Origin of the sequence: Nitrosospira sp. Nsp1 (assembly GCF_900100985.1) — a bacterium.
Taxonomy (GTDB): domain Bacteria; phylum Pseudomonadota; class Gammaproteobacteria; order Burkholderiales; family Nitrosomonadaceae; genus Nitrosospira.
In genome coordinates, this window is sequence record NZ_FMUF01000005.1 from 82799 (window position 1) to 97723 (window position 14925).

General features: G+C 50.9%; 13 protein-coding genes. 5 read left to right on the plus strand and 8 right to left on the minus strand.

The features are described 5' to 3' along the window. Nucleotides 1–170: 170 nt before the first annotated feature. Nucleotides 171–1652, plus strand: coding sequence for a glycogen synthase GlgA (gene glgA, locus BLP78_RS04745; protein ID WP_090457023.1), 1482 nt, complete (start codon nt 171–173; stop codon nt 1650–1652). 150 nt (nt 1653–1802) lie between these two features. On the opposite strand, the gene glgP is transcribed toward glgA, so the two are convergent. Both glgP and orn read right to left on the minus strand, forming a co-directional pair. After that, complete coding sequence (gene glgP / locus BLP78_RS04750; protein WP_090457025.1) at nt 1803–4355, minus strand: alpha-glucan family phosphorylase; 2553 nt, start codon at nt 4353–4355, stop codon at nt 1803–1805. 272 nt (nt 4356–4627) lie between these two features. Beyond that, nucleotides 4628–5173, minus strand: a complete 546-nt coding sequence (gene orn / locus BLP78_RS04755; RefSeq protein ID WP_090457027.1) for an oligoribonuclease — start codon at nt 5171–5173, stop codon at nt 4628–4630. A 98-nt stretch (nt 5174–5271) separates the two neighbouring features. On the opposite strand from orn, the gene BLP78_RS04760 reads away from it, so the two are divergent. From BLP78_RS04760 to rsgA, 3 genes are all read left to right on the plus strand, one after another. Further along, nucleotides 5272–6528, plus strand: coding sequence for a M48 family metallopeptidase (locus tag BLP78_RS04760; protein WP_090457029.1), 1257 nt, complete (start codon nt 5272–5274; stop codon nt 6526–6528). Nucleotides 6529–6740: 212 nt separating this feature from the next. After that, nucleotides 6741–7082 (plus strand): 4a-hydroxytetrahydrobiopterin dehydratase, encoded by a 342-nt coding sequence (locus BLP78_RS04765; RefSeq protein WP_090457031.1) that lies wholly within the window; start codon nt 6741–6743, stop codon nt 7080–7082. Continuing rightward, nucleotides 7079–7966 (plus strand): ribosome small subunit-dependent GTPase A, encoded by an 888-nt coding sequence (gene rsgA, locus BLP78_RS04770; RefSeq protein ID WP_256330056.1) that lies wholly within the window; start codon nt 7079–7081, stop codon nt 7964–7966. The genes BLP78_RS04765 and rsgA overlap by 4 nt, the downstream gene beginning before the upstream one ends. 180 nt (nt 7967–8146) lie before the next feature. Here the strand turns inward: rsgA and BLP78_RS04775 are convergent, their stop codons facing one another. The 3 genes from BLP78_RS04775 to BLP78_RS04785 all read right to left on the minus strand — a co-directional run bounded on the left by BLP78_RS04775 (nt 8147) and on the right by BLP78_RS04785 (nt 10975). Further along, the gene (locus BLP78_RS04775) at nt 8147–8728 is read right to left on the minus strand and encodes a gamma-glutamylcyclotransferase (RefSeq protein ID WP_025040268.1); all 582 of its coding nucleotides are present in this window, start codon (nt 8726–8728) and stop codon (nt 8147–8149) included. A 385-nt stretch (nt 8729–9113) separates the two neighbouring features. Then, nucleotides 9114–9548: a universal stress protein gene (locus BLP78_RS04780; protein WP_090457035.1), complete on the minus strand. Its 435-nt coding sequence runs from the start codon at nt 9546–9548 to the stop codon at nt 9114–9116. Nucleotides 9549–9628: 80 nt separating this feature from the next. After that, nucleotides 9629–10975 (minus strand): SulP family inorganic anion transporter, encoded by a 1347-nt coding sequence (locus BLP78_RS04785; protein ID WP_090457037.1) that lies wholly within the window; start codon nt 10973–10975, stop codon nt 9629–9631. 570 nt (nt 10976–11545) lie between these two features. Between BLP78_RS04785 and BLP78_RS04790 the strand changes: the two genes are divergently transcribed. Next, nucleotides 11546–11764 (plus strand): hypothetical protein, encoded by a 219-nt coding sequence (locus tag BLP78_RS04790; protein WP_090457039.1) that lies wholly within the window; start codon nt 11546–11548, stop codon nt 11762–11764. A gap of 276 nt (nt 11765–12040) precedes the next feature. Here BLP78_RS04790 and BLP78_RS04795 read toward each other — a convergent pair whose 3' ends face one another. The 3 genes from BLP78_RS04795 to BLP78_RS04805 all read right to left on the minus strand — a co-directional run bounded on the left by BLP78_RS04795 (nt 12041) and on the right by BLP78_RS04805 (nt 14506). Next, nucleotides 12041–12547: a COG3415 family protein gene (locus tag BLP78_RS04795; RefSeq protein WP_090457041.1), complete on the minus strand. Its 507-nt coding sequence runs from the start codon at nt 12545–12547 to the stop codon at nt 12041–12043. A gap of 519 nt (nt 12548–13066) precedes the next feature. Next, nucleotides 13067–13396, minus strand: coding sequence for a P-II family nitrogen regulator (locus BLP78_RS04800; RefSeq protein WP_256330059.1), 330 nt, complete (start codon nt 13394–13396; stop codon nt 13067–13069). 129 nt (nt 13397–13525) lie between these two features. Further along, nucleotides 13526–14506 (minus strand): sodium-dependent bicarbonate transport family permease, encoded by a 981-nt coding sequence (locus BLP78_RS04805; RefSeq protein WP_090457043.1) that lies wholly within the window; start codon nt 14504–14506, stop codon nt 13526–13528. Between the last annotated feature and the right edge of the window lie 419 nt (nt 14507–14925).

Below are 14925 nucleotides of genomic sequence, written 5' to 3' on the forward strand. Positions count from 1 at the left end.
CCGCGAGGGATAACTTGCAGTGGGTTGCGCCCGCTTATTCCTTTTCTGATGAATAGCGGCATCAAGACGATGCGCTTTACTCGACCGACCGGTGTCGGATGGAAGTCAGTGAAATTCGGAGTGATCCTCATTCCTCACGCTTTCCAAGAAATCTTAATGAGTGGACCGCAATGCCACACGCTTTATCAAATTCCAGTCCCGGTGTTCTGTTTATCACGCCGGAAATTTACCCTCTGAATAAAACCGGGGGTCTCGCGGATGTCAGCGCGGCGTTACCGCTGGCGTTGCGTCAATTGAAGATCGACGTACGTGTACTCATCCCGGGCTATCCGCAAGTGCTGTCGGGTCTCAAAAAAAAGCAAAAGATAGCCGAATTCAGAGATCAATCTCCATTTCCGCCGTCGACGCTGCTATCCGCAAAGCTGCCGTTGGGCGCATCCGCATCTCTTCCCATTTTCATCATTGATTGCCCCGTACTGTACCAGCGGGAAGGGGGGCCATACGTGGATAATGCCGGGCGCGACTGGCCGGATAATGCCTTGCGTTTCGGACTCCTCTCGAAAATTGGCGCAATTCTGGCGAGTGATGCGAGCCCGCTCGTCTGGCGCCCAAGCGTTGTTCATTGCAACGATTGGCAAAGCGGCCTGGTGCCGGCTTATCTGCATTTCCATAGAGGGAAAAAGGCGGCATCGTTGATGACCATACACAATCTCGCTTTTCAGGGCATATTTCCGCCCGATACGGTGGCTCAACTGGGTTTGCCTGCCGAAAGTTTCGATATAAATGGCATGGAATATTATGGCAATATGTCGTTTCTCAAGGCGGGGCTCCATTATTCCGACCATATCGCTACCGTGAGCCCGACATATGCGGAAGAAATTCAGACGACACCGCTGGGCTTCGGCATGGAAGGTCTGCTGGCTGCGCGGCGCGGGCACATCAGTGGGATCATCAATGGCATCTCTTCAGAATGGAACCCTGCTACTGATCGCTATATTACACAAAATTACGCTATTACCAATCTTGCAGCCAAAGCGCACAACAAAACCGCATTACAACAATTGCTGGGGCTGGCTGCCGATCCGCATATTCCGTTATTCGGCGCCGTCGGCCGTTTCACCTATCAGAAAGGTTACGATCTTTTATTGCAAGTTGCAGCGCGGTTGACCGAAATACCTGCCCAGCTTGTGATTCTGGGCAGCGGCGAAACCGCGCTGGAGCAGGCGTTCGCCAGACTGGAGAAAAATTATCCGGGGAAAATGGCGGTCCATATCGGCTTCGACGAAAAACTTGCCCACTTGATAGAGGCAGGCGCGGATAGCTTCCTGATGCCTTCCCGCTTCGAACCGTGTGGCTTGAACCAGATGTATAGCCAGCGCTACGGTACGCCTCCGCTGGTTCACGCGACCGGCGGCTTGCGCGACACCGTAGTCGATTGCACGCCCGCAACGCTGGCCGATAAAAGCGCCAGTGGTTTTTTGTTCCACGACATGACCGCCGACAGTTTTCTTAACGCGATTCGGCGGGTTGTCGCTGCCTATCACGATAAATCAGTATGGTGCCGCTTGAAGAAAAATGGCATGACAAAAGATTTCAGCTGGCATTCCAGCGCTGCTGCATACCGGCAAATCTACTTATCGCTTTTCTCCTGAGCTCCCGGTCGAGATCGAGTCATTGCGGGGAAAGACTGGAGACTGATTCAGCATTTTGGGTCACAGGAAGGTTTTTTCGTCAGTGACCGGATCGGACCGCCGAAGTCATGGAGCTGGCGGACTCTTGGACCAAATTGAAAAAAAGAAAAATTACACCCACACCATCATGCCCATTTCAAATGGATGCGTCAGCAAAGGTTGATATGGATAAACGCGTATGTAATAGTCCAGCTTTCCGCATAAATCCGGAGTGAGGCTCAATGAATACAGATGCTCGCCCGATTCTTCGATGCCACTGAATTCAAACCTGATATGATTGAACTCGCGCAGCGTGGCCTTATTGCGCTGACGGCAAATCAACATTTCCACTATCACGTCCTCAGGCTGTAAACCATTCAACCTTACCGCGACATCAAACTGCGCGGCATCACCGAAACTGATACGCTTGCGTGGCGTATTCAATCGACGAATCGCTACGCCTTCCCATGTTTTCCGCACGAAAGCTTTCCAAGCCGCGACTTTCTTCGCACCGCTGAAGTCATCGGCGGCATAGAGCGCCCCCTGCTTGCTTGCCGGTACATAAAACTTCTGGGTGTACTCGCTTACCATGCGCGCGGCCGTGTAACGCGGCAGCAACGACATCATCGAGTCCTTCGCCATTTTTACCCAACCCGAGGAATAACCCAATTTATCGCGGGTATAATAGAGCGGCACCACGTGGTCCTGCAGCGTTTCGTAAAGATCCCTGCTCTCCTCCTTGTCGCGCCGCGCCAGATCCATATTTTCCGGCCCGGGCTTGATCGCCCAGCCATTCCTGCCGTTATAGCCCTCGCCCCACCAGCCATCGAGTACGCTCAGGTTGAGCGTACCATTTATACCTGCTTTCATGCCTGAGGTCCCACTTGCTTCCAGCGGATATACCGGGTTGTTGAGCCACACATCGACCCCTGCCACCAACCGCCGGGCGAGACGCAAATCGTAATCCTCGACCAATAGAAGTTGTCCTTGAAATTCCGGCATCTGGGCAACCTGATTGATGTGACGAATCAGGTCCTGTCCCGGAACATCGGCAGGATGTGCCTTGCCTGCAAAAATTATGATAACTGGGCGGTCCTGATCGAGCATGATCCTGCGCAACCAGTCGAGATTGTCAAATAGCAGCGTCGCGCGTTTGTACGTGGCAAAACGGCGGGCGAAGCCAAGTGTCAGAATGTTCGGGTTTATAGGATCAGTAAATCTCAGCAAGCGGTCGAGATGCGCTTCAGAACCATGATTACGGGATATTTGGACAGCTAGACGAGCACGTATGCTATATAGCATCTGCGATTTCAGTGTTTGCCGCACGCTCCAGAACAGATGATCGGGAATGGCATTGATACGCGACCAGTAATCGGTATCACACATATGGTTACGCCATTCATAGCCGAGATAACGGTCGAATAAATCCGGCCATTCCTGAGCCAGGAAGGTCGGCACATGCACGCCGTTCGTGATATGTCCCATCGGATTTTCTTCCGGCTCGATCTGTGGCCACAAATCCCTGCAGATTCGCGCGGAAACGTTGCCATGTATCTTGCTCACGCCGTTCTGAAAGCGCGAGCCATGAATGGCAAGATTTGTCATGTTGAAATCGTGACTGCCGCGAACGCGACCCAGTGCCATGAATTCTTCCCGGGTAATTTCAAGATCACGGTAAAACCCTTCGAAATAAGTAGCCATCATGTCATCGCCGAAGTGGTCATGTCCCGCCGGTACCGAGGTATGGGTTGTGAACACCGTGCTTGCCGCCACTGCCTCCAGCGAACTCGGGAAATCCAGCCCCTGCTGCACCAGATTACGCATACGTTCCAGCATCATGAACGCAGCATGCCCTTCATTGATATGCCATATCGTCGGCTTGATTCCCACCTCCCTCAACGCCCGGACACCGCCAATGCCAAGCAGGATCTCCTGCTTGATGCGCAGGTTCCGGTCGCCGCCGTAGAGTTGGTGCGTGATATCACGGTCATCCGGCGAATTTTCAGCTAAATTCGTATCGAGCAGGTAAAGTCTAACGTGACCGATCTTCGCCTGCCAGACCTTGACGACGACCTTGCGTTGCGGCATTTCCACTTCGATTCGTATTTCCAAACCATTGCTGCCCAACACGGGCGCTACGGGCAAATCCTCAAAATCGGAATCAGTATAGATAACTCGTTGATTACCCAAATTATCGATGGTCTGGAAGAAATATCCCTGACGGTAGAGCAAACCCACGCCGACCAATGGCAAGCGCAAATCGCTCGCTGCCTTGCAATGATCGCCTGCCAGGATACCGAGGCCACCCGAATAGATTGGAAAGCTCTCATGGAAACCGAACTCGAAACAAAAATATGCCACCTGATCATCAGGGTGTAAACCTGTCGTTGCGCCGTTTCGCACCGGTTCCGAATGATATGAATCGTAAGCCGAAAGAATGCTGTTGTAATTGGCGAGAAATACCTGGTCCTCGGCGGCTCTCAGCAGCAGCGACTCATCCACGCGCTTGAGAAAATCTTTGGGGTTGTGCCCCACTGTCGCCCAAAGACTGGGATCCAGTCGGGAAAATAGCGAGCGCGTAGCACGATCCCAGCTATACCAGAGATCATTAGCCAATTCCTCGAGCCGCGCCAGACGGGGAGGTATTTTTGGATTGACAGCAATAGTAAATACGGTGCCGGACATGGCTAATTCTCGATAAGTGAAGAGTTGCCTCAACCCGAAAGCCGAGGGGGGAATCGCGTAGCCGGATTTAACCTGAATCCGGTAGTTGGCCGCTCATTTAATAGATCAGTGTTATGATTAATAACAATATTTCATATTATTTGACGCTCACCTCCCGGGCGAGGGCGCTACGGGGTGAATTGCACGGTTTTTGCGGCACAGGGCTGCGTTGCAACTTCCTGGAATGGAACACTTTCCCCCGATCCAACTACCGGATTCAGGTTTATTTAGCGCTATGCTCGGAGAAAGTGCTCGCGATAGTATCTCATCTCGGCAATGGAGTCGTAAATATCCGCCAGCGCCTCGTGCTTGCATTGCTTTGTCAAGCCTGCCGAGATTTCCGGTTTCCAACGTTTTACCAATTCCTTCAGGCTGCTTACGTCCAGATTACGATAGTGAAAATAGGACTCCAGCTGCGGCATCCAGCGCGCCAGAAAACGCCGATCCTGGCATATCGAGTTGCCGCACATAGGAGAGACTCCCGTGGCAACATATTCTTGCAGAAACGTGATCATGGACGCCTCTACCTCAGCTTCGTTCAGGCTGGAAGATCTCACCTTGTCCACGAGGCCGGATTTTGCGTGCGTAGACTTATTCCAGTTGTCCATGCCGTCGAGCACTGCGTCGGGCTGGGATAGAACCAGCACCGGCGCTTCCGCCACCAGGTTCAATTGAGAATCCGTTATCACGAGAGCGACCTCGAGGATATGATCATCCTGCGGACTAAGCCCGCTCATTTCCATATCTATCCAGATGAGGTTGTTGTTGTCTTGTGCCATAATTAGATCACTTTGCTGAATTTTCAACGTGTAATTGTGTCATATCGGTACTGACCCGTCACCTTTCATTGCGTTGCCACTTCGGCCATCCATAGACTATGCAAACGTTCACGATCCTCTTTCTTTGCGCCCTGACGCTCACTTTTTTAGCGCGTATATGGCTGGCAACACGGCACATCCATCATGTTCTCGCCCATCGCGATCATGTGCCTGACGATTTCTCTTCGCGAATTACTTTAGCGTCACATCAAAAAGCGGCTGACTACACCTGCGCCAAAACGCGGTTGGGATATATCAGCATAACGCTCGATACGTTGCTTTTGCTGATACTTACCCTTGGTGGCGGATTAAATGCCTTGGCGGATTTCTGGTCAAACTGGTTTAGCGACCCGTTGATACACGGCATAGCACTCATTGTCAGCGCGGTGCTACTGATGAGCGTAGCAGGAATTCCGGTAGGTTATTATCGAACTTTTGTTATCGAACAAAAATTTGGTTTCAACAAGATGAGTCCCCGCATGTTTTTCCTCGACCTGATCAAGCGCGCGCTACTGGGAGGACTGCTGGGCTTCCCGCTGCTGCTCGGTATTTTATGGTTAATGCAGAAAATGGGGCCAAGCTGGTGGTTTTATGCCTGGCTTGCATGGATGGGCTTCAACGTGGTGCTTCTCGCCATCTTCCCGACCTGGATCGCGCCGCTTTTCAATAAGTTTACCCCGCTTGAGGATGCTCCGCTCAAGGCACGTATTGAACAATTGATGCGTCGATGCGGCTTTAAATCCAGCGGTCTTTTCGTAATGGATGGTTCGCGCCGCAGCAACCACGGCAACGCTTATTTTACCGGCTTCGGCAGGACGAAGCGGATCGTTTTTTTCGATACGTTGCTTTCTCGTCTGGATACGCCCGAGATCGAGGCGGTGCTAGCGCATGAATTGGGACATTTCAAACGACGCCACGTTATCAAACGTATCGTATGGACGTTTGCCATGAGCCTTATATTTTTATGGGCGCTGGGCTACTTGATGCAGCAGGACTGGTTTTACGCGGGATTAGGCGTTTCCGTTTCACACGTGTCTTCCTCCGCCACGGCGCTGCTGCTGTTCTTTTTAGTGATGCCCACGTTCACTTTTCTGTTCCAGCCGGTGGCAAGTCTATACTCGCGCAAGCATGAATTCGAGGCTGACGAGTATGCTGCAGGTAACGCATCGGCCACCGACCTCATACGCGCACTGATAAAACTCTATCAGGATAACGCTGCGACGCTGACTCCAGACCCCTTGCATTCGGCATTTTATGATTCCCATCCGCCCGCTGCGATGAGAATAGCGCGTCTGCAAAACCTGGCGCATAATTGAATTTTTGGAGTATTGGCCCGGATGTTTCATAAATTGACGCGCGCCCTTGCTGGTCTTTTGTTTTGTATGAAAATTTCGTTCAGTCGGGCGTATGAATAACTACGCCACTCTTTCACAAAATCTCCCTACAAAACAAAATCCTGCGCAATCATCACGCGAATTTATGAAACATCCAGGCTAGCTATTTTTCACACTGACCAGCAGGAGTACCAATGAACGCCACTGCCAACGATCTCATCAGAAAGCAATGCAAACCCTGCGAGGGCAACATGCCCCCGCTTTCTCCCAATGAAATAACGACGCTGATGCAGCAGCTCGAGGGGTGGGAGTTTTTCGATAAAATAATTAAAAAAAGCTATAATTTCAAGAACTACTATCAGACCATGGCTTTTGTTAACGCCGTTGCCTGGATTTCCCATCGCGAAGATCATCACCCGGACATCATGGTTGGCTACAATAAATGCAAGGTCGAATATACCACCCATGCGATCAATGGGTTGTCCGAGAATGACTTCATTTGCGCAGCGAAAATCGATACCCTATTCAACATTTGAGAACAATTCGGCAGGTTCCAACCGCGTCGCCGATTACCGGGCAGATAGTCGCTGCATTCGGCAGATCTTTTCTCGTTAAGACCGTAAGCGGCGCAGCACTGTCGTGTGTAATGCGTGGAAAAAAAGGTGGCGTGGCATGCGGCGATGTGGTGGAGATTCAGCCGACTGAATCGGGGCAAGGCGTCATTGAAAACATAATGCCTCGCAGCGCCCTATTGTATCGTAGCGATGCTTTCCGCGAAAAACTCATCGCCGCCAATATCACACAGGTTATTATCGTGGTGGCTGCGGTGCCAAGTTTTAGCGAAGAATTGATCAATCGCTGCATTGCTGCCGCTGAGAACCAGCACATAAAAGTACTGATCGTACTTAACAAGGCAGACCTGATCCAGCCCACAAACACTGCTTCCAACATCCTTTCCCTCTATCGGGAACTTGGCTATTCGTCGCTGCAACTCAGCGCAAAGACAAATATCGAACCGCTATTACCCCATCTGCACGGTCATCTCAGTGTCCTGGTTGGCCAGTCCGGAATGGGCAAATCTACTCTTATCAATGCGCTCATCCCCGCGGCGGAGCGCGCCACCTCCGGTATTTCCGTTGCGCTCGATACCGGACGACATACTACTACCCATGCGCGACTCTACCACCTCGACGACAATAGCCGGATAATCGATTCTCCCGGCATGCAGGAATTCGGCCTTCATCATATCGGCAGGGATGCGTTGGCGTGGGGGTTTGTTGAATTTCGCCAGTATATGGGGCTATGCAGGTTCAATAATTGCCGCCACGCGAATGAACCTGGCTGCGCGCTTGTGCAGGCTGTTCAGGAAGGCAAAATCAGCGCTCGACGCCTTGCTTTTTATCAAAAGCTGGCTAAATAGCTCACTCTATATAGCTTCATCCCATATCGTGAACAGGATGGGTCCGGTGAGCATGATGGGCTTAACTGGTGCGACATCGATCTAAATAAAAAGACCAGGTGTTTTGAAAAAACAACGGGAGGTACTTTAACAAGTACCTCCCGCAGAATTAATGTTCCCGAAACGCAAACCGCTTTCGTCTTAGACCTCGTTGACCGCCGCCCGACGCACATCCGTATCGACCTCGAATCGCGCTAGAGGCAAATCACCGTACAACAGCGCTTCTCTCTCGGCGCAACGCTCTACGTTGGCATCGCCTTGCGCTTCAAATATCCGCAGCCATTCGATGTACTCGCTCGGCAGGTCATGCTCGATGGCGCCCAGGATAACCATCGCTTTATGCCAGTGGTAAGGCCGGAGGACCGCCTCTTTGTAGCTCCCGGCAAAAGTCAATGCGGTGTGTGTGCCGGTTGACGTAACGACCGGTATATTCAGTTCGCTATAGCCTGTTCCAAGGCCTTCCGCCTGATTCAGGCTTTCTCTATCCTTTACGTTGATCTTATAGAGAACGCCATAAACCCGGTTTCTCTGATTACCGGTTGCTTCGATATTGCTTTTCCCGGAACCGTCACGGCTGACCTTTCCAAAGGTAAACCTGCGTCCTTCAATAAAGCCAATGTCTACCGCTACCGCTGATGGCGCGATATTCGAGGCGTTTATCCTGCGAGAGAACATGTTCGCGCCGTATGCGAAATAAAGAAATGTATTAGTCGATGTTAGCATGATGGATGCCTATAAATAGGTTAGCTGGTTAAATAGTAAAACGCCCAAGTTCTGCATGTGTAACTCGTCACTCAATGACAATGTGTTACTGACCGTATGACAACCAGGGTAAGAATTACGCTTTCATGCCGATCTTTTACACCGAGATGAACATCTGCTTCGTCCATCTAATAAAGAAGCTCGACCACCAAATCGCACTTCCCTGACATTTTTTCCCTCTTGAACCGCTTGTTGACACATTTTTAAGCGGACTAAGGGTATTTAACTACTTCACAAATACTTAACATGAAGTATACACATTCTTCACAAATTCACAACTATTTTATGTATTCACCACAGATTCTTCACATCTCGGATAAAATTTTTTCTGCCTTGCGGGATCGCCCTAGTGGGGACGAACCAGCAAAATTGAAATTTCGACAGTTTTTACCAATTGCTCTGCCACAGAACCGGTGACCAAACGCTCCAGACCCCGACGGCCTTCCGTACCCACAACGACCAGATCTGCCCCCCATTCCGTGACGGCAGCGGCGATGGCCTCCATGATAGCAGTCCGGCCGTATCTTTCTTCCGCATCCAGTAAACGGGTTTCCACTATTGGCGTCGCGTCGGTAGTGGCCGTAGTCCTGGCGCGTTCCAGCAGCGCCGCTCCAGCTTTTCGGTTATCAGCCTCGTCATCGTCGATTCCTTTCATCCCTTTCGTCACGGTATGGACGATGCACAGTACGGCTCCATCGGTAGCTGCGATATACTGGGCCTCTTCCAATGCGCTGCGGGAAATTTCATCGTCGGCGATAGCTACCATGATCTTCTTGTACATTAGAACTCCTCTTATAGTGATTCATGAAAAGAGGCGGGCATCACGTGCCCGCCTCGATTAGGATTGCATCCCCGGGTCAACTAGTCAGCGGTGCCGCCTGTCGAAAATTTCTCGAAATATTTTTTGATGATGACCTTGCTCGGTATCTTGCCGGCCTGTTGAAAAACCAGGTAGTTGATAAGCCCATGAACTGCCAATGCGACCAGCATGCCTTCGAAGATGCCTATCTTGAAGACCAGCAAGGCGGTAAGAACTGAAAGCATCAACGCATATTGTCCGTAGTTTGCGACGTGCCACAATCCCATGACCATTTTCCAGCCGGAGAAAATCATGATTGCGGCCAGCGAGAACTTCGGCAGATATTCAAGATAGTGCGAATTGAAGAAGAAGAAGAGAACGACCGTACCGACGACAATATTCGAAAACTTGGTATATGCCCCAGCCAGTTTGTTGGTGGTGCTTTTAGCCAATCCGTCCAGGTTGGTCATGCCGCCAAAAAAACTCGCGCCCATATTGCTTATCCAGATGGACCACAAGCTGTTATTGGTGTTGCATTTGCGCCCCAGTGGATCTATTTTCTCGATCGCGGCGTTGCTCATTACCTGCTCTATCACATCGATCGTGGCGAGCATTGCGGCGAATCCCACGATGTACACCCACATCATTGCGCTCTCGATATGCGGCACCGGGAGGGAAAGCGTAAACGGAACATCCTCCACAAATAGCATAGACATCGGCATGTATTGAGCGAGCACGATACTTGCGATTATCAGCAGGAAATAAGGAATTGCGGGTTTCGTATCCTTGAATTTTGAAAACAGGTATACGAAGCCGGCGAAACCGACTATCGATATCAGTACAATCTGGATGCGCGCCTCATTCCAGAATACATCGGCCGTTTCCAGGTCTGCCGGTATCTCATAGCAAAATGTAGCGAATTTGAGGCCTATCTTCAGACCCACTCCCGCCAACAATCCTTCTACGAGATAAACCGGTACCGCCTGCAAAATATACCGTTGCCAATTGTACTTCCATACGACCGCTTGCATTGTGGCTGTCAGGAAAATGACAAACGCCATATTTTCAATACCGAAGGTGTGAACACCCATCGCCAGGGCAGGGGCGAGACCGGCCGCCACCCCCGGCACGCCGATATAATTTCCTGGCTTGAGAAAGGCATTGATCCATCCGATGAAACAGGCAAAAACGACCGTCGCCAGTGCTACTTTGATAGGATACTCCGACATCATGGCAATGCCGATCGATAGCGGGACCGCCATGGTTCCAGTTATAATTCCAGCCTGAATGTCACGAGCGAGATACTTGGCCTGAAACCCCGCCGATCCTGGCGCGACAACTTGTTCCGCAGTGGCGCCGGGTGCATGATCATCAGTTGACAGTGGCTTATCTAAAGTAGATGAACTCATGGTACCTATCCTTCCTTTTTAAAAAATTTAAACATAACTTCAAACGAAGAAGAAACCGGGAGGGTGATCTGCTTTCCGATGGTTGTTCGACGTCTGCTCAATTTCGTCATAAGTTAAAAAACAGCTGATCTGGAAGTAACCTCAAGTCCTTGACTGGCTCGCCCACAATCAGATGCTGAAGCATTTGCTCAACCGGCTTTAGCAACCGCTTTCACAGCGGATTCAACATTCAAATCTCTACAAATTCATTAAGGCATTAAAAGCAACGCTAACATAGCATTAGCCATGTGAAGAATATGTATGTTAAATGTCAAGAAATTGTGAAGTTTTTAATATCTACTTCACATCATGCCAAAGCAGGCATGTTCAGGTGTAGGCTGCTCCGCATGTAATTCATGTATAAACAATGTCTTAGATAATAAAAACCTATGAATATGGCGAGCAGCAGATCGGTGCATTAGTGACATATGTCAATTTTATGTAGGTAAGTTGGAACGCTTGTATGGGGAATTAATCACCTGCTTAAGTCAATTGATTCGGGAGGTGTGTGTCAACCGATGAGAAACCGGGATGGGAATCAGGCCTAAGCCGGACATCCTTCACTACCAATGCCAGGCACGGCGATTTGCGCCGCCGACAGCGCTGTGGAACAGCTTGAAAATCATCCGGATTCTGGAAAAGCTGGCGATAGTCACGCGAACCATATTTCCCGTTCACGACGACATGGAGGGTGACCCATTTAAACTGAATGAGACGGTTGACCACCCACTTTTCAACCAGGCGCCATAGCCGAAAAGGGGGTTTTTCGCCTCGACCAACTGCCTGATCCAGGTTTAAGAGAGGACTTGCTCTGTAGCGGATACCGCCCGTTCTTTGCTTTGCTGTTCCTTGTTGAGCCGAACCGCATTTCCCCTGCCAGCTCGAAGGCGTGCGGAGACAAGGTCAGGCATGGATCTGGATGAATGCAGGTAGACGAGGAGCAACGGCAGTATCGAAGGACGGCGTTACCCAGGAGGAGCAGGTACCCGGAACGCAACCATGGCGTTTCGATAGCACGATCGGACTTTACGTTTCCGGATTATTTTTCTTCTGACCCGTTCTTTGCGATGGGTGCATGGCCGTTGCATCCGTTTTTACGTGATGCACCAGCTTTGACCATCCGTGGCGGCGAAGCAACTGATATACCGTCGATGTCGACACCGATCCGCCTACGCGTCTTTCAAGCTCGGCTTTCAGCTGGTGTATCGGCAGAATACCCGTGGCCTGGGCATGGGTAACGAATGGAGTCAGGAACTGTACTTCTTCATCGAGACTCATCCGTGCATGATTGCGAAGGCCCTTTTTTGTTTTGACCTGTTCAGCGCCGGCCTCAATGCGCTGAAACCGCGTTCGCAGTTTTCCCGTTCTACTTTTAGATAAACCGATGATGACGGCCGTCTGTTCCAATGACATGCCAAATTCCAGCGGAAGGAGCAATGCCTGAGCAGCACGCAACGCCTCAACTGTCTTGGCTGAGGCGATTTTTTCCTTCGCCGCTTCCACAAATTCCCGTCCTGTCGCAGGTCTCGCCATTTGTATTCTCAGCTCGGGTTTATACCGAATCGTTCGGTTAATTTCAGCCACGATTCGGTTTCGTCAGCAGATTGATCGTTAGTTGGAGCGTTGGACTCGAGTCAGAAGCTACAGTCAGCTTTTGAATCGAGCTGGCCTCAATCGCCAGCTTCCGATTCAGGCCACCCAAGGCCAACTTCACCGGAAATGCAGCCTTGCCGTCTTTCATATTCTTGTAATTGAAGTGCGAAATCCATAAATCCGTTCCCCGTGTTGAGATGGGACGGATCAGTTCCCCGGCTATTGTGTTTGGCAAAAGCCGGGGAACTCAAATGAAACTCTCTCAATAATAGTTGCTGTCATTAATAAACAGGACGACGGTAGCGGCGCAAAGCCAACCAGCAACGTCTTTTCGGGAAATTGATGTTGCGACATGATCAACTCCTTAGGTTATTAGAAACAGGCACTATTTAAAAACTCAAAAAATTGCGTTCTTTTTCTTTATTACTTCACATACCTGAAACCATGCCGGCTGATGGATCAGTAGGAAGCCGCAGGCCCTATGATCCACTTGCAGTCCGAAATCAGGCACATTCCACCATATTCTTTCAATTTTGGGCGGATCGCCATCACCAGTCTCTCAGCCTGTTTTTCTTCACAAGCCACAATCACTACAGCATTTCTTTCCTCAAGAGCAATGTCATCCGGGCGCCGCTCCCCGCGCGACCCAAGGCCGCCGCCGTGCCTAAAGAACGTATAGCCGCGCACACCGGCTGTTCGTAACAGGGTAATCAGATCACTGAGCTTCTCGTCATCGATGACGATCTCGATACGTATCATCGAAATTAAAACATCTGCTCTATTAAACATGGTTTCTCTCCCCAGAATTATTTACGCGTTGATAGTCGGATTTGAATACTTCAGTTGGGCCGGAATGTATCTCGAAAAGATTCCGGTGAATTGATGAATCATCCCGAGATACCAGTGACATCCGCTTCGCTATACGCCCGCCAGATACTGGGCAGCGCCGTAGTAAATAGGAATGCCGACCACAACATTGAATGGAAAGGTGACTCCAAGCGACAAGGTCAGGTAAAAAGACGGGTTGGCTTCCGGGACAGCCAGGCGCATCGCCGGGGGTACCGCGATATAGGAACAGCTCGCTGCGAGCACCGTGACCAGCGTCACTCCGCCCACCGAGTAGCCAAGCCAGAAGTGGCCGACCATCAGGCCGCAAATCGCACCGATCAGAGGCATCGCAACACCAAAACAGACGAGGAAGATACCCACTGCTTTGAATTCCGACAGCCTTTTCCCGGCTTCCATGCCCATATCGCACAGGAACAGGCACAAGGCGCCCATGAATATGGTTTCGAAGAACGGCTCGATCTTGTGATAGCTTGGCTCCGAGACCACTGCGCCGATTCCCATGGAGACAAACAGCAGCAGAATACTGCCATTGGTGAAGGCTTCGCGCAGCAGGTGCATATACATTCCCTTCTCACCTTTGGTAGCCCCTCCCATTATTTTGCGCGAATAGCCGGCCAGCACCAGGCCGATCATGATGGCGGGAGACTCCATGATTGCCAGCATGATGACTGGATAAGCTTCAAAGGTCACACCGATGCCGCCCAGGAAAGCCACCGCCGTCATGTAAGTGCCGGCACTCACCGAGCCGTAATGCGCCGCGATTGCCGCGGCATTGAGCGGGTCGATCTTTCCGAGGCCCCGCAAAATAACGTATGCAACGATAGGCAAGCCAATACCAAACAGAAAAGCCGCTCCCACGGCAGGCAGGGCATCAGCCATCGATCCCTGGGTCAGGGCCTTGCCGCCATGCAACCCGATACCTATCAGCAGATAGATAACGATCATCTTGTGCATATCGGGCGGAAACTTGAGATCCGATTTGATCACCTGCGCGAACATACCGAGCGCGAAAAACAGTATCGCCGGTACGAGAAGACTGGAAATTGACATGGTAAACCCTCCTTATGTAGTTATTAACTTACCTACGATTACGATCACCCGGCCTTCAGGACCAGCCGGGATGAGCGCACTCGAGCCATTGGCTCGTATGTTCGAGCGGCCAGGAGCTCGATGGAGAGTACTTCACCGACTGGCGGGAGAGCAGCCGCGCCCGCAAGCGTGTGGAAGTTTCCGCCAATGAAGATCTCCGATCCGATCTCCGCAATATTTCCACAGTGGCGGGGTTCGCACTTTTCGCGGGCCTGTTCTCAGCACGGGACTCTTTTACATCTCTCAAGTATATGACTGTCATATAGCCCTCCGAATGTGAATGAAGGTTTCTGGAACGATGACGGAACCGGTAACGATTCCTTGCTGGATTCGCATTGGTTTGTCCTTGTTTGTAAAATTGGTTTATCCTTACTTGTAAA